General features: G+C 60.8%; 14 protein-coding genes. 8 read left to right on the forward strand and 6 right to left on the reverse strand.

The window, feature by feature from the left end; all coding sequences use genetic code 11:
- The first annotated feature begins 37 nt into the window (after window positions 1-37).
- From FEV51_RS00730 to FEV51_RS00760, 7 genes are all read left to right on the forward strand, one after another.
- The gene (locus tag FEV51_RS00730) at window positions 38-1,423 is read left to right on the forward strand and encodes a helix-turn-helix domain-containing protein (RefSeq protein ID WP_138615320.1); all 1,386 of its coding nucleotides are present in this window, start codon (window positions 38-40) and stop codon (window positions 1,421-1,423) included.
- An 84-nt stretch (window positions 1,424-1,507) separates the two neighbouring features.
- Window positions 1,508-1,804, forward strand: a complete 297-nt coding sequence (locus FEV51_RS00735; protein WP_138615321.1) for a hypothetical protein — start codon at window positions 1,508-1,510, stop codon at window positions 1,802-1,804.
- Between the two features lie 144 nt (window positions 1,805-1,948).
- Window positions 1,949-3,334 carry a TIGR03013 family XrtA/PEP-CTERM system glycosyltransferase gene (locus tag FEV51_RS00740; RefSeq protein WP_138615322.1) on the forward strand — a complete coding sequence of 462 codons (1,386 nt, stop codon included), beginning with the start codon at window positions 1,949-1,951 and terminating at the stop codon, window positions 3,332-3,334.
- Window positions 3,334-5,442, forward strand: a complete 2,109-nt coding sequence (gene prsK, locus FEV51_RS00745) for an XrtA/PEP-CTERM system histidine kinase PrsK (RefSeq protein ID WP_138615323.1) — start codon at window positions 3,334-3,336, stop codon at window positions 5,440-5,442. The genes FEV51_RS00740 and prsK overlap by 1 nt, the downstream gene beginning before the upstream one ends.
- Window positions 5,442-6,809, forward strand: a complete 1,368-nt coding sequence (gene prsR, locus FEV51_RS00750; protein ID WP_138615324.1) for a PEP-CTERM-box response regulator transcription factor — start codon at window positions 5,442-5,444, stop codon at window positions 6,807-6,809. Before prsK ends, prsR begins: the two co-directional genes overlap by 1 nt.
- Window positions 6,810-6,930: 121 nt before the next feature.
- A complete protein-coding gene (locus tag FEV51_RS00755) occupies window positions 6,931-8,523 on the forward strand; it encodes a tetratricopeptide repeat protein (protein ID WP_171032995.1) in 1,593 nt (530 codons plus the stop codon).
- A gap of 39 nt (window positions 8,524-8,562) precedes the next feature.
- A complete protein-coding gene (locus FEV51_RS00760) occupies window positions 8,563-9,585 on the forward strand; it encodes a bile acid:sodium symporter family protein (protein WP_138615326.1) in 1,023 nt (340 codons plus the stop codon).
- Here FEV51_RS00760 and FEV51_RS00765 read toward each other — a convergent pair.
- Both FEV51_RS00765 and panB read right to left on the reverse strand, forming a co-directional pair.
- Window positions 9,497-10,561, reverse strand: a complete 1,065-nt coding sequence (locus FEV51_RS00765) for a DUF475 domain-containing protein (RefSeq protein ID WP_138615327.1) — start codon at window positions 10,559-10,561, stop codon at window positions 9,497-9,499. The genes FEV51_RS00760 and FEV51_RS00765 overlap by 89 nt on opposite strands.
- A gap of 8 nt (window positions 10,562-10,569) precedes the next feature.
- Window positions 10,570-11,442, reverse strand: a complete 873-nt coding sequence (panB, locus tag FEV51_RS00770) for a 3-methyl-2-oxobutanoate hydroxymethyltransferase (RefSeq protein WP_138615328.1) — start codon at window positions 11,440-11,442, stop codon at window positions 10,570-10,572.
- Window positions 11,443-11,567: 125 nt separating this feature from the next.
- Here panB and FEV51_RS00775 point away from each other — a divergent pair, with 125 nt between their 5' ends.
- Window positions 11,568-12,998: a sodium-dependent transporter gene (locus FEV51_RS00775; RefSeq protein WP_138615329.1), complete on the forward strand. Its 1,431-nt coding sequence runs from the start codon at window positions 11,568-11,570 to the stop codon at window positions 12,996-12,998.
- Window positions 12,999-13,076: 78 nt separating this feature from the next.
- Here FEV51_RS00775 and FEV51_RS00780 read toward each other — a convergent pair whose 3' ends face one another.
- The 4 genes from FEV51_RS00780 to FEV51_RS00795 all read right to left on the reverse strand — a co-directional run bounded on the left by FEV51_RS00780 (window position 13,077) and on the right by FEV51_RS00795 (window position 15,318).
- A complete protein-coding gene (locus FEV51_RS00780; protein WP_138615330.1) occupies window positions 13,077-13,562 on the reverse strand; it encodes a pyridoxamine 5'-phosphate oxidase family protein in 486 nt (161 codons plus the stop codon).
- A 73-nt stretch (window positions 13,563-13,635) separates the two neighbouring features.
- Window positions 13,636-14,010 (reverse strand): hypothetical protein, encoded by a 375-nt coding sequence (locus FEV51_RS00785; RefSeq protein ID WP_138615331.1) that lies wholly within the window; start codon window positions 14,008-14,010, stop codon window positions 13,636-13,638.
- Entirely contained in the window at window positions 14,007-14,468 is a 462-nt protein-coding gene (locus FEV51_RS00790) for a PilZ domain-containing protein (RefSeq protein ID WP_171032996.1), read from the reverse strand. The genes FEV51_RS00785 and FEV51_RS00790 overlap by 4 nt, the downstream gene beginning before the upstream one ends.
- A gap of 124 nt (window positions 14,469-14,592) precedes the next feature.
- A complete protein-coding gene (locus tag FEV51_RS00795; RefSeq protein ID WP_138615333.1) occupies window positions 14,593-15,318 on the reverse strand; it encodes a carbonic anhydrase in 726 nt (241 codons plus the stop codon).
- Window positions 15,319-15,487 lie beyond the last annotated feature (169 nt).

Raw genomic sequence — 15,487 nt, forward strand, 5'->3', positions numbered from 1 at the left:
GGCAGCAAGAGATGTAATGTTGTAAAGGATATGACAAATCGCTGATGCCGCTATTTTTGCCGGACCCGCCATCCGCCGCCTTCGTAAACGGGAGCGGCTGACGCAGGCGTTGATGGCCACGCGACTGTCGATTTCGCCAAGCTATCTCAATCTGATCGAACGCAATCAGCGCCCGGTCAGCGCGCGAGTGGTCATGCAATTGGTCGAGCAATTTGCCTTCGATCCGCGCTCGCTGCGTGAGGACGAGGCGATTGGCGGATTGGACGGGTTGGTCAGGCGGTTCGCGGATGAACGGTTTGCCGATCTGGGGATCGACCGCGAGGAAATGCAGGAACTGCTCGCCGCCGCTCCGCAAGCTGCAGCAGCATTCGCGCGGCTTTACGATGATGCTGGCCCGGCAGCGGCGGCAAGTGATGATCCACTCGCCGCTTCCCGGCGCGAGATCGAACGATGGCGTAATCACTTTGCCGATCTAGATCATGCGGCTGAAGAACTGGCCGACGAAATGCGCCTGTCACGCGGCGACATCGGACTGGCACTGACCGAGCGCCTGCGTGAACGGCACCAGCTATCCGTTCGTATTCTCCCGCGCGAAGTATTGCCTGATACGCTGCGCCGCCTCGATCTCCACGCGCGGCAGGTCCAGCTGTCGGAAATGCTCAGCCCGCCATCACGCAATTTTCAGCTCGCCCTGCAGTTGGTGCAGATCGAACAGCGCGAGGCAATTGACGCAATCGCGCGGGGCGCCAGCTTTAACGACGAAGCGGCACGCAATCTGTTTGCGCGGCATCTGGCGGGGTATTTCGCCGCAGCGCTGCTGATGCCCTATGGCCGGTTTCTGCGAGCTTGTGAGGCCACGGGATACGACCTCCCGGTGCTCGAACGCCGCTTTGGCGTCAGCTTCCAGCAGCTCGCACATCGGCTCACCACCTTGCAGCGCGTCGGACAGCGCGGCTTGCCGTTCTTCATGGTGCGGCTCGACCGTGCAGGGCAGTTCTCTAAGACCTTTGTCGGTGCCAGCGCGGCGCATTTCATCGAAGCGGATACCAGCTGCCCGCTATGGCAGGCGCACCGTGCCTTTGAGCGTGCGGGCGAGCTTCAGGTGCAATTCGTTGCGCTCGAACAATCGGGTGAGCGTGAGGGCGGTGGCTGGCTCACCATGGCACGCACGGTCGAGGGCAGCGGCGCACCGGGCGAGGCGCAGTTTGCCGTTGCCATTGGTATCGAGGCCGTGCTGGCCACCGATCTTGCCCAGGCGCGCGGTGTATCCCTTAGGCCGCCCGACGCCCAGCCAATCGGACCCGGATGCGAACGCTGCCTGCGCACCGGCTGCAGTCAGCGCTCGCTGCCGCCGCGCGGGCGTAAGCTGGCCTTTGACCCGATCCGCCGCGGGGCTACACCGTTTGATTTCGGCGAATCCTGACCCGCCGTTAACCGTCTATCGCGGAACTGCGCTGCTTCGCAGGCGTTTTATGCCGCAAATAAGAATTATCGAAGGGAGTGAAACATGACTGAAGAACGTATCACCGAAACCACCACCGACACGGGCGACACCCACACCACCCGTACCGTAATCACCGATGGCGAGCCGCGCAGTGGCGGTGGAGGGAGCTGGATCTGGATGCTGCTGCTCTTGGTCGCTGTCGTCGCAGGTATCTACTTCTTTTCGCAGATGAGTGATGCCGAAGTGGCCAAGGATAATGCAGTGACCGAAGCTGCTGGTCAGGTGGGTGAAGCGGCCAATCAGGTCGGCGAAGCTGCGCAGAACGCTGGCGATGCCGTGCAGGATGCCGTCACCGAGTAACTCAGCCTCACAAGTGTAGCGAAAAGCGACGGTCGCCTTGGCGTTCCGTCGCTTTTTTGCATTCAGGAGTGTAAGATTTACCGACAGTTCATCTATGCACTGTAAAGCGGGTCAACCACACCAGCTATTCGTGGCCCGTAGCCGATGATCCGACTCTTCAAGCACTACATTGCCTATAATGTCGTGCTGCTATGCCTGATGGATATCGTCCTGCTTGTGTTGGCGGGGGAGGCCGCTTGGCAATTGCGGGTCTATCAGATCGGCGCAGGGGCAGGGTCCCTGTCCGGTCGGGCCGTCGAACTTTTCGGCTTTGCGATGGTGGTCTGGGTCGCCATGATTTCTGTGGGGGCATACAGTCCCGAAGCGCTGCGTTCGGTGCGCTTCGCCACTGCGCGAATGCTGGTCGCAGTCAGTCTGGGCGTGCTGGCAATTTCGCTGCTGAACTTCTTCCTTCCCGGCAGCACTTTCTGGCGCTCCGTGCTGCTTATCGCGACTCTGATCGCGATTGTGGCTCTGGTGGTAAACCGGATCGTTATGGGGCGCTTTCTGGGCCTGGAGGCCCTGCGCCGCCGTATCCTTGTCCTCGGCGCTGGCCCCCGTGCCGAGCGCCTGCGACAGCTCGCTCGCCGGCCGGGCAGCGGCTTCGCCATCGTTGCCTATGTCGCCATGAGCGAAAGCACTGCGACCATTGGCGAAGCAGTACCGCGAGAATCAATCGCGGATCTTGGCCTGTTTGTTGAACGCGCAGGCGCGACCGAGGTGGTGCTGGCGATGCAGGAGCGCCGCAATGCGCTGCCGCTGAAGGACTTGCTCAGGGTCAAGACCAAGGGCGTGCACGTCAATGATTTCAGCAGTTTCCTGGAACGCGAGACTGGCCGTGTTGATCTCGACACGCTCAACCCCAGCTGGCTGATTTTTTCGGACGGCTTCTCGTCCGGTCAGATGATTTCAAGCATCGGCAAACGTGTTTTCGATGTCGTGGTCAGCAGCCTGTTGCTGATCGTTGCACTGCCGCTGATCGTGATCTTCGCGGTCCTGGTTAAGCTGGAAAGCAAAGGCCCTGCCTTCTTCCGCCAGACGCGTGTCGGTCTCTATGGCCAGCCTTTTGCGCTCTACAAATTACGCTCCATGCGCGAAAATGCCGAGGCGGCGGGCGTCCAATGGGCATCCGAGGATGACCCGCGTATAACCCGCATCGGCAAGATTATTCGCACGGTGCGGATCGACGAATTGCCGCAGTTGTGGAGCGTGCTCAAAGGCCAGATGAGCTTTGTCGGCCCGCGCCCTGAAGTGCCCAAGTTTGTCGCAGATCTGGAAGAGCAACTGCCCTATTACGGCGAACGCCATATGGTAAAACCGGGCATCACTGGATGGGCACAAATCAATTTTCCCTATGGCGCCAGCTTTGAAGATTCCCGCGATAAGCTGGAATATGATCTGTATTATGCCAAGAATTACACCCCCTTCCTTGATCTGGTGATCCTGCTGCAAACCGCGCGGGTGATCCTGTGGCCGGAGGGCGCGCGCTGATGCCAGTGGCAGCAACCATGACCTATATTGCCTATACCGCCGGGGCCATCATCTGTGCGCTGGCGGCGCTGTGGGTGGCGCGCAAGGGTGATGAACAGCGGATTGACCGGATGGCGGCGGTTGCCGCGCTGGCGTTGAGTGCAAACTGGTGTTTCGCCGCGGCCAGTTTCGAACCCGGCCAGCCGATCGTCCAGCTGACCGAAATCGCGCGCAATCTTGCGTGGCTGTTTGTGCTGTTCCGTCTGTTCGCCAATGATGGCCGGGACGAAAGCCTGCGGTTGGTGCGCCCTGCGGTGATCGCGCTCGCTTTTGTGGAAGTGCTCCAGCTTGTACTGGTGGTGCTTTCGCGGCGTTACGGGATCGGGCCTGAGGTGGCGCTGGTCATCTTTGAGACTTCGACGATGTTCCGGATGCTGGTGGCTATCGGGGCGCTGGTTCTGCTGCACAATCTGTATTTGGGCGCTGCTACATCATCGCGCCAGCTGTTGCGCTGGCCGGCGGCGGCGCTGGCGGCGCTATGGGCGTTTGATCTCAATTATTACACAATTGCCTATCTGACATCTGCGGTCCCGGCAGAGATGGTGGCACTGCGCGGTTTGGCAGCGGGTCTGATCGCGATACCCTTTGCGCTGGGGTTCAACTCGCAATCGGCTGAGCTGGAATTCCGGCCTTCGCGCGCTGTCACTTTCCGCTTTCTGTCACTGCTGGTCATCGGCGGTTATCTGGCGCTGATGCTTGCACTTGCCCGGTGGCTGAACATGCTGACCGGCGACATGGCGCGGCTGACGCAGGTTGGGCTGATCATCGCGGCGGGCGCGCTGGCGCTGGTCTGGATGCCGTCCAAGCGGCTGCGCGGTTGGTTGCGGGTGACGGCAGTGAAGCACCTGTTCAAGCACCGCTATGACTACCGCAATGAATGGATCCGCTTCACCAACACCATCGGCCGGACTGGTTTTGACGAGACCAGCCTGCACGAGCGGGTCATCAAGGCGCTGGCCGATATTACCGACAGCCCGGCGGGTCTGCTGTTGATGCCTGAGGAAGACGGTTCGCTTGAACTGACCGCCGACTGTCACTGGAACAGTTTCGAATTGCCGCCACGCGGGTTTCCGCTGGCGCTGGCTACGATCCTTGAGCGCGAGGGGCTGATCGTCGATTTTGACGAGATCCGCGAAGGGGTTGATTACTACGGCGAGTGCGCACTGATGCCTGACAGCCTGCGTGAAGACACCCGGGCCTGGGCAGCAGTCCCGTTACAGCATTTCGACCGTCTGGTTGGCGTGGTGGTGCTGGCCCGACCGCTGGTTGCGCGCAAGATGGATTGGGAAGACTTCGATCTACTGGGTGTGGTGGGCCGCCAGCTTGCGAGCTATCTGGCCGAGCAGACCGGGCAAGCGGCCCTGCTTGAGGCTAGCCGGTTCGATGAATTCAACCGCCGGATGGCGTTTGTGCTGCATGACATCAAGAATTTGTCGAGCCAGATGTCGCTGCTGCTGCGCAATGCGGAAAAGCACGCCGACAAGCCCGAATTCCGCAAGGATATGCTGGTCACGCTGCGGAACAGTGCGGACAAGCTGAATGCTTTGCTTGCAAGGCTTGGCCGGTACGGGGTTCAGAGCCGCGACGCCTATAGCAAGTTCGATCTGGTCACCAGCGCGCGGGCGGTAATTGACCGTTGTGGTCGCACGCATCCGGTGTCCATTCTGCGCGCCGAAAAGGCCAAGGTCAGCGGCGATCAGGAGGCGTTTGAGCAAGCGCTAGCCCATCTTGTTCAGAACGCCATCGATGCCAGCGAGCCCGATGGCCCGGTCATGCTCGAAGTGTTCAGCGACGGGCTGAGCGGGAATGTCCAAGTGATCGACAACGGCCACGGGATGAGCGCGCAATACGTCCGCAACAAACTGTTCAAACCATTCGTGTCCTCCAAGGAGGGCGGCTTTGGCATTGGCGCATTTGAAGCGCGTGAACTTATCCGCGCGATGGGCGGACGGCTCGATGTCGAATCTCGTGAAGGGCTGGGCACACGCTTCACGGTCAGCATGCCGCTCCACGCAACGGCCCAGATGATTGAGCGCGGCACCCAGCCGCCCAAACGAGAGACAGCCTGATGTCACAGAGCAAACCCAAGCTGCTGATCGTCGAGGATGACGAGGGTCTGCAGGCACAGCTCAAATGGGCCTATGACGATTTTGACGTGGTCATTGCGGGCAATCGCGAGGCGGCTGTGGCCGCGCTGCGGGCCGAAATGCCGGCAGTGGTCACGCTCGACCTAGGCTTGCCGCCAGACCCCGATGGTACGACCGAAGGCTTTGCGGTGCTTGATGCGATTATGGCGTTGAAGCCCGACACTAAGGTTGTGGTGGCATCCGGTCACGGGGCGCGGGAAAGCGCGCTGCAGGCGATTGAGCGCGGAGCATATGATTTCTACCAGAAGCCGGTCGACATCGACACTCTGGGTCTGATTGTGCAGCGGGCACATAGTCTGCATCAAATCGAAGCGGAAAACCGGAGGCTGGCCGAAAAAGTGGGCGAGGACCGCCGCGTCTTGGGCAGCATGGTCACCGCTGCACCCGAAATGGCGAAGGTTGCGCGCACAATCGAGCGGGTGGCACCCACCAGCGCATCGGTCATGCTGCTGGGCGCCAGCGGTACGGGCAAGGAATTGCTGGCCCGCGGACTCCACGAGGCGAGCGGGCGCGGCACGGGTTCCTTCGTGGCGATCAATTGCGCCGCGATCCCGGAGAACCTGCTCGAGAGCGAGCTGTTCGGGCATGAGAAGGGCGCATTCACCGGCGCGATCAAGACCACCGAGGGCAAGATCGAGCTGGCCGATGGCGGCACCTTGTTCCTGGATGAAGTGGGCGACATACCGCTACCGCTACAGGTCAAATTGCTACGCTTTTTGCAGGAACGCACAATCGAACGGATCGGCGGGCGCAAGCAAATTGCTGTCGACACGCGGATTGTCTGTGCCACGCATCAGGATCTGGAAGCGATGATCGGGGCGGGTTTGTTCCGCGAAGACTTGTTCTATCGCTTGGCCGAAATCGTGGTCAAAATCCCCACGCTGGCGGAACGTCCGGGTGATGCGGTCTTGCTGGCAAAAGCGTTTTTGCAAAAGTTTTCTGCCGAAATGAACCCGCAGGTGAAGGGCTTTGCGCCCGACGCGCTGGCGGCGGTCGATGGCTGGCATTGGCCGGGCAACGTCCGTGAGTTGGAGAACCGGGTCAAGCGCGCGGTCATCATGGCGGACGGCAAGCTGGTGGCGCCGGAAGACCTCGATTTGTCTGATGGCGACGCAGACGAGAACGAGATGGCGCTCAATCTGAAAAGCGCGCGCGAACAGGCGGATCGCCGGATGATCCGGCAGGCTTTGGCTCGTAGTGAAGGGAACATCTCGAGCGCGGCCAAACTGTTGGGGATCAGCCGCCCGACCCTGTACGATCTGCTCAAGCAATATGACTTGCAGGCGTGATCGCAGAGCCAGAGTAGCACTCGCCGCGCTGCTGTTGTTCGGAATGCCGGGGTGCGCTGACCAAAACGCGGTTCTGAATCAGTATGATAGCGCGCGTGCGGCACTGGATGCGGGGGATCTGGTGGCGGGCGAAGCTGCGCTGCGGGCGATGTTGGCCGATGGCACCGCGAAACAGGAAATTGCCGCGCTGATGGGCGAGGCTGCGTTGGCATGCGGCGATCTGGCACAAGCGCATGTCTGGCTGGACCCAGGGGAATTTTCGGTCGCAACGCGCGTTCTTGGATTGCGGATGCAGGGGCGCCTTGCGCTGCGTAAAGGCAATCTGACTGCTGCAGCAAAGGCCTTTGACCAAGCCTATGTTATCGCGCCAGAAAACCCGGAATTGTGGGTTGATATCGGCCGCTTGCGTTATCGCGGCGGTGAACAATTGCAGGCTGTCGAAGCAGCTGATCGCGCGGTCGGGTTTGGTCCCCTGAATGCGGAAGCATTGCGGTTCCGCGGCGAATTGGCGCGCGATGCTTTTGGGCCCAACAATGCCGCTCCCTGGTTCGAGGCAGCATTGGCAACGCGCCCGGATAATTCAGACCTTCGCGATGAACTTGCTGCCACATTGGGCGATGCAGGCAGTGTCAATCAAGCGCTTGATACTTTGCGAAGCACCCTCCCGAACAGTGCTCGCTCGCTTTATCTGCGCGCGGTCATCGCGGCGCGGGGCGGTAATTATCTGCTCGCCCGCAGTTTGTTGCAGCGTGCTGGCAGCGCAGGTCGCGGCAGTCCGGCGGCGCGTATGTTGTCGGCAATAATCGATCTGGAGACGGGCAATGTCGCCAGCGCTGCACAGGCGCTTGATCGGCTGGCGAGCGAACAGCCGGACAATGCGCTGGTCCGCGACCTGCTTGCGCAGGCGCTGCTCAAAAGCGGCCGCGAGGGAGAGTTGGTGCGGCGGTACAGTACTTTCGCTGCTGGCCCCGCAGGATCGCCCTATCTACGGACCCTTGTGGGACGGGCATATGAGGCAATGGGTCGGCGCGATCTTGCCGCCCGTTTCCTTGATCTTGCGGCTTTGCGGAACCCCAGCCTGTCTGCCTTGCCAAGCGGCGCAAACAACAAGGGCGTACTGGCGGCACGCGATGCCATCCGCGCTGCAATAGCTGGGCGCAACACCCGATTGGCGCGGCAGAAGGCGCGCGACCTTGCTAAGCGTTATCCCGGATCGGCGGACGCCTTGGCACTGCTTGGCGATGCTGAGTTTGCCAGTGGCAACCGGCGCGCAGCGCGCCGTGCCTATGCCACTTCGGCGCAGGTGCGCCAGCCCTGGGCTTTGACTCTGCGGCGGGTTGCTGCCGAGCCGGACAGAGCGCGGGCGATCAGTTTGCTGCAAACCTATGTGCGAGGAAACCCGACTGAGGGCGAAGCGCTGGCATTGCTGGCCGATGCCTATGCTGCCAATGGTGAGTGGCACCGCGCAGCGGATCTGCTCGACGCGGCATTGGTCAACGGGATGGCCCGTGTCCCCTGGGTGTTGGGGGCGCGCAGTGTGGCGGCACGACAGCTGGGTGATAGCGCGGCGGCGCTCGAATTCGCGCTTGCCGCGCATGATATGCAACCGATGAACGAGGCGGCGATTGCCGCACTGATCGCGGCGCTTCCCGACGACGAAGCGGACGCCCGCAGCGAGCTTGAAGCCAAGCTCGGCGCCTTGCGGCTGCGTTAGAGCCTCGACAAGCGTGAGGCTGCGCGGCAGGGGCGCAGTATGGCGCTGCGCACACTATTTGCCGATCCGATGCTGCGGATGCTGGTTGCCGCCGTGCTGCTGGCCGCATTGCTGCCTGCGCGTGGGGAAGCGCGTGACACGGCTCAGCTGGTCGCGAATGCGGCGGTTTTCCTGCTGTTCCTGCTCAACGGATTGCGCATTGCGCGGCGCGACGTGCTGGCCGGTCTGGCGAATTGGCGGTTCTTGTTGCCGCTGATCCTGTTTGTATTCGGGGCAATGGCGCTGCTCGGGCTGGGGCTGAATGCATTGAGCGAGCCCCTGCTGCCGCCCGCGATTGCGCTGGGCTTTCTCTATCTTGGAGCGCTGCCATCGACGGTCCAGTCAGCAACGTCTTACGCCTCGCTTGGCGGGGGCAATCTGGCGCTATCGGTGGTCAGCGCCGCGCTGCTCAATATCGTGGGGGTGTTCGTCACGGTTCCCGTTTTCCTGTTGCTGGGCGGCAGCGGGCAGGGCGCAGTTGGCAGTGCGGTAATAGCCAAAATCCTGCTGCTGCTGGTGTTGCCATTCGTGATCGGACAGGCGCTTCAGACCGCGGCGCACAGCTTCACGGCCCGGTATCGCCACAATATCGTCTGGGTTGACCGGATGGCGATTGCGATTGCAGTCTATGTCGCGTTTTCCGGAGCTGTGGAGCAGGGTATCTGGACCCGCGTTGCGCCTCAGGCGTGGGCGGCGCTGCTGGGACTGGTCGCGGTTATGCTGTTGCTGGCGCATGGCGGAGCATGGCTGACAGGCGGTATGCTTGGCCTTCCCCGCGCCGATCGGGTGTCGTTCCTGTTTGCCGGGGCGCAGAAAAGCGCCGCTGTTGGCGCACCGCTGGCGACCATATTGTTCGCGCCCGAAGCTGCAGGATTTATCGTGGTGCCGCTGCTGCTGTATCATCTGATCCAGCTGGTGGTCGCAGCGCCGCTGGCTAGTCGTCTGGCGCAGCATCCTGCGGGTGATGGCGATTGTACCGCACCGACCACCACAGCGACAGACCGATCAGCACCGCCCCGATAACCCCGGTGATAGTCTCTGGAATATGGAACCGTGCCGACAGCAGCATAATCGCTGCCAGCGCCAGTATCGCCCAGAACGCCCCATGCTCAAGGAAGCGATAGGCCGACAGCGTGCCCCTGCGCACCAGATGGATAGTCATTGAACGCACGAACATCGCACCAATCGACAGACCCAGCGCAATCACGATCATGTTGTTGGACAGCGCAAAGGCCCCGATCACACCGTCAAAACTGAAACTGGCGTCCAGCACGTTGAGATACAGAAACCCGCCCAGTCCGCTGCGCACCGCGGCACCGGCCAACTGTGACGCTGCCTCGCGGCTTTCGAGGATCGAATTGATCCCTTCCACTGCGATAAAGGTCACCAGCCCCAGCATTCCCGCGATCAGAAATGTCAGCGCGTCTGCGGGCGGTAGCATTGACGAAATGCCCCACAATGCCAGCAACAGCAGTGCAATCTCTGCCGCAGGGAGCGCGGCAAACTTCGCCAGATGCCTCTCGATCATGCGGATCCAGTGAATGTCTTTCTCGCGGTCGAAGAAGAACTTCAGGCCCACCATCGCCAGGAATGCACCGCCGAAGCCGGCAATGCCGACATGCGCCGAGCTGACAATCCGCTCGTATTCCTGCGGATCATTCAGCGACAGATTGATCGCCTCCAATGGTCCGATGCCTGCGGCAATCGCCACAATGGCCAGCGGGAATACCACCCGCATTCCGAAGACCGCAAAGGCGATGCCCCACGTCAGGAATCGCTTCTGCCAAACTTCGTCCATGTCCTTCAGCACAGAGGCGTTGATCACAGCATTGTCGAAGCTGAGCGAAATTTCGAGGATCGACAACACGAACACGATCCACAGCAATGATAATGTCCCCGCCAGCGTGCCCGTGCTCGACCAGCCATACCAGCCAGCCAGGCCAAGGCAGACCGCCATGAAGGCGAGCGAAAAGCCGTAGTAACGCATGATCATAGCCATCGGGCGGCTCAGTCCTTGGGTTGGTAAGTCTGTTCGGGTCCGGGGAAGCTGCGATCACGCACTTCACCGGCATAGCGGGCCACGGTCTTCACGATCATCTCGGCGATGTTTTCATACCGCTTCACAAAGCGGGGCACCCGTTCGAACATGCCCAGCATGTCTTCGGTAACCAGCACCTGGCCATCGCATTGTGCAGAAGCACCAATGCCGATTGTCGGGCATGTCACCGCCTGCGTTGCCGCAATGGCAATCGGTTCGACCACGCCTTCGATGACGATGGCAAAGGCCCCTGCATCGTCTAGCGCCTTGGCGTCGCTTACAATTTTTTCCGCTTCGGCATCGCTGCGGCCGCGCGCCATATAGCCGCCCAGCACATTAACCGCCTGCGGGGTAAGGCCGACGTGGCCCATCACAGGGATGCCCCGCTGGGACAGGAAAGCGACCGTTTCGGCCATCGCCTGCCCGCCTTCCAGCTTGACCGCTGCGGCACCGCTTTGCTTCAGCAGGAAAGCCGCGCTTTCAAACGCCTGTTCCTTCGATGCCTCGTATGAACCGAAGGGCATATCGACCACCACCACAGCGTGATAACTGCCGCGCACCACGGCGGCGGCGTGGTTGGCCATCATGTCCAGCGTGACCGGAATGGTGGAGGGCAGGCCGTAAATCACCTGTCCCAACGAATCGCCGACCAGCAACAGATCGCAATGCTCATCCAGCAATTGCGCCTGCCGCGCGGTATAGGCGGTCAGCATCACCAGCGGTTCGTCAGTCCCACCATCAGTCTTGCGCGCGCGAATCTTTGGCACCGTCAGGCGCTTCATCGGCTGCGGCGTGGGGTTGGCGCGGCTGGTGGAGGTGTCGAGTTGAAAGGTCGTGGACATGTGATCGTGCCTAGCAAGCAAGGGGAATAAGGCAAAGCATAGCTTGGCGCAGGCAGCTGTTTCATGCCAAGACGCCGCTTGATAAAAGCGGTGGAGGGACGCCGCGATGGGAAGGGATACGATACATGGTCGCTGTGAGCGGAACCACGGGCGAGGGCTGGTCCTCGCGGTCAGCCTTTATTCTTGCTGCCATTGGCGCAGCGGTCGGTTTGGGAAATATTTGGCGGTTCCCGACGCTGGCGGGTGAAAGCGGGGGCGGGGCCTTCGTGATTTTTTATATCGGCTGCGTGTTCCTGCTCGGCCTGCCGCTGGTGCTGTCGGAGATTTTCATTGGCCGGGTTGGCCAGACCGACGCGGTTGGATCGATCCGCCGGGTCGCGGCGCAATCGCAAGCTTCGCCGGCATGGTCGTTCTTCGGCGGTGTCGGTGCCATCGCGGCGTTTCTGATCCTGTCGTTCTATTCGGTCGTCGCCGGCTGGGTGCTTTATTATGTCGGTGTAATGGGCGGTGATCTGCTGCAGGCCATCGGCGATGGAGAGCCTTTCCGCGGAGCATTGGCGGGAGAGAGCAAGGAAATGGTGCAGGGCCGCATGGGTGATCTGTTCGCCAGCCCGGGCCTGCTGCTTGCCATGCATCTGGTCTTCATGGGTGCAACGTTGTTCATCGTTGCTCGCGGTGTGCACGCTGGCATCGAAAAGGCGGCCACCGTGCTGATGCCGATGTTCTTCGTGCTGTTGCTGGGCATCACGATCTATGGCGCCATTGTCGGCGACATGGGCGAAACCATCGCTTTCCTGTTCACACCAGACTGGTCAAAGTTGACCCCGACAGTGATGAACTCGGCGCTGGGTCAAGCGCTGTTCTCGCTCTCGCTGGGCGTGGCGGGGCTGATTACCTATGGATCTTACATCAAGGAAGGCAGCGGGCTTGGCCCGACTTCGGCGATGATCGCAATTGCGGATACCAGCGTTGCGCTGATTGCCGGTCTGATGATCTTCCCCATCGTGTTCGCCGTCGGGCTGGATCCGGCAGCGGGGCCGACGCTGGTGTTCCAGTCACTGCCCTTTGCCTTCCAGTCGATGCCAGCGGGAGCCCTGATCGGCTTCCTGTTCTTCCTGCTGATTCTGGTTGCTGCCATAACCAGCTCCATCTCGCTGCTGGAGGTTCCGACGGCATACGGCATTGGTGAAAAAGGCTGGAGCCGCGGCAAGTCGGCGGCAATCTTTGGCGGCGGCGCGTTCGTGATCGGGATTGCCTGCCTGCTGGGCTATAATGTCTGGTCCGATGTGCGTCCGCTGAGCTTCTGGCCGCTGTTTGCCGACGCCGATATTCTCGACACGATTGACGGGTTTACCGGCAAGATCATGCTGCCGCTGGGCGCATTGCTGACATCGATATTCGTCGGGTGGAAAGCGGATCGCAATTTGATCCGGACCACAACCGGACTGTCACCGTGGGCATTTGGCCTGTGGCGTTTTCTGATTGCGTGGCTGTGTCCGATTGCAGTGACGATTATTCTGGTCACCGGCCTGTTCCCGTCCCTGCTGGGTAGCTGAATACAGAAAGGGCCGCTCCTTTGCATGAGCGGCCCTTTTGCTATTGGTCTTGCGCTGATGGCGCCGTGGTAGAGCGCCTTAGAGCGTGGTTTCCTTGACGTGCTGCTTTTCTGCCTCGGGCTCGACATACATGCCCAGCGCCATCTTGGCGGTGTTCAGCAATCCGATGTCCCCGTCCCAGATCTCGGCAGTGCCCAGATCCATGCGCAGGAACAGAATGTCCGGATCATTCTTGCCTTCGTCGTACCAGGCCTCGACGAAGTTATTCCAGAACTGGTCGTAGCGTTCCTGACTGGTTTCCTTGACCAGCGTGCCGTTGAAGCGGGCGAACATGTCGTGCCCCTTGCCCTCGTAAGTGGCAGTAACCGCACCTAGCTTGGCAAATGCGCTCTTGGTATGGGTAAAGAACCAGATCGAGCTGTTGGCATCCTTGTCGAGCTGCGGGCTCATCGGCACCGCAGTCGAGGGATCGTCATTGCGCTGGAGAAACAGAAAGGGCGAATCGGCAAGGGCGCGCCAGAACTTTTCCTTGAGGGCTTCAGGATCGGCTTGTTCGTGTTTCATCAGGGTTTTCTCCTTCGCATATCCAATGTGCGAAGCAGGATTTCGGTCCCGATTTTTGGCGTTGATTGCGTTTTCACCCAGCGTCTGTCGAGACCGGCGCATCAGACGGCGGTGCATCGTCGGGCAGATCATCCAGTTCAGGATCATATTCTGGATCTATGGGAGTTTCCGGACCGTGCTTCAGTTCCGAGATTTCGGGAGCTACGGCGCTGGTCTGGCAGACGTTGACCGAGCGCTCGCCCGAGCGCGCGCGTTCCCCCATGACGACCGTGGCGGCATAGCGCGACTGGTCCATCGCCTCTGGCGTGTTGTTGAACGGCGGGATGATAACCTGACCCGGCACACAGGCGGCGGGCCGATCACGCAAATCGCGCTCAACCTCATCCTGAGCAATCGCCGGAACAGCAATGCCAGCAGCAATAGTGCCGACCGCGAGCGCAATTTTCATCGAAATATCTCCAGAATTCGGCTGGTCCTGTCAGCATCCGGCTTGCGGTACGCTGAACCCTGCGCTGAGCTGACAAGCGATGCGCGCCGCGACCGTTTCTGACCCAGCGGGATATTGCTGAAATCGGCGACCGGCCCGGTCGGTACATCGACTGCCTTCGCTGTCGCCTCGACGACTGATCGCGCAATCTGTCGTTCGAACAATACCCCGCAGCTGGTTTGCTTCACCCAGATGATTTTGCAGAAATGTTCCTGATCCGACCAGACCAGCAAACCGGATGCGCCTTGTGCGGGCGGCTGATCCAGTTCCAGCCGCGCGCCGGTTTCCGACAGATCGCTCAGCCGACCAAGCCGATCACCGCCCAGCATCTTGAGCGCTGCTTCGCAATCGACCACCCAGCGCCGTACAGAACGCCGGTCAGTCTCGGGATCAAATGATGTCTTGTGAAATAGCGCCACCCGAAAGCTCCCGTTCTGCCAATGCGCTTCGGCCTGCAGTGGTTAAGTCGGTGCTTTCGCTAAGGGTTAGCGGCGTCTTAGGGACAAACAGGACCCGGCACGAAATGCGCCGGGTCCTGTTTGATCATTCGGCCGGAGCAACCACCAACCGCGTGCCGATGGGCTGCAGCGAACGGGCACTAGGCCCCAACTTTGCTTCCATTGCCGCAATCTGTGCGGCACTTGCGGTCATTGGGGTCTGCGCGACGTGCCAGTTCACGCCTTCGCTACACGGAGGGGTTGTCAGTGAGCCCATATAGCGGAAGATATCGTCATCTTCAGGGATCAGATCGCTGACGTCGAACGCGACTGGCGTGCCTTTGCCCGCAGCCACACCATCGACGATAGCGCCAAGTGCGGGATTGGCCGCACCCTCGGCAAACATTACACCGAACACACCCAGCTCACCGGCTTCGGTAGCATGAACGAAATGCGCCACCATCGGAAAGCGTTTGCCGTTGATGGCATGCTCCGACGGTGTGTGAAAATGTACCTGCAAGAGATTGAATTGCTTGCCACCTGACATCATTCCCATGCCGGCAGCAAAATCGACCTGCACCTTTTCAGTGCCAAGCACTATTGTACCAGCACCCGTGCCGTAATTCAGAGCAACATCGATGTCGCCGCGCGTGTTGGCGCCCCCCAAATCGATCGGTGACTGGTTCAATCCGGCATCACACAGCGCGTAATCCGAATTTACCGTGGACCAGCGTTCGGGAGTGGTCCCGTCGCCAAAGTGCCAGTCTTTCTCTGCGGCGGCCAGCGGCGCGGCGGCCATTGCAACGAGGGCGAGGGATGCGAAATACTTCATGTCATGCTCCAACAGACGGCCTGCGTTGGATCATCGGCTGAAAACCGGGGGCCGATCGCGAAAACCGCGTGATATCTTCACCATCGATGCGAGAATAACGCGCGGGCCGATGGCAGCTGATACGTCCGACATCACGAGCATCTGCTCGCCAGAGGGGCCCGGTCCGTGG

Source organism: Qipengyuania marisflavi (genome assembly GCF_005884405.1).
Classification (GTDB): domain Bacteria; phylum Pseudomonadota; class Alphaproteobacteria; order Sphingomonadales; family Sphingomonadaceae; genus Qipengyuania; species Qipengyuania marisflavi.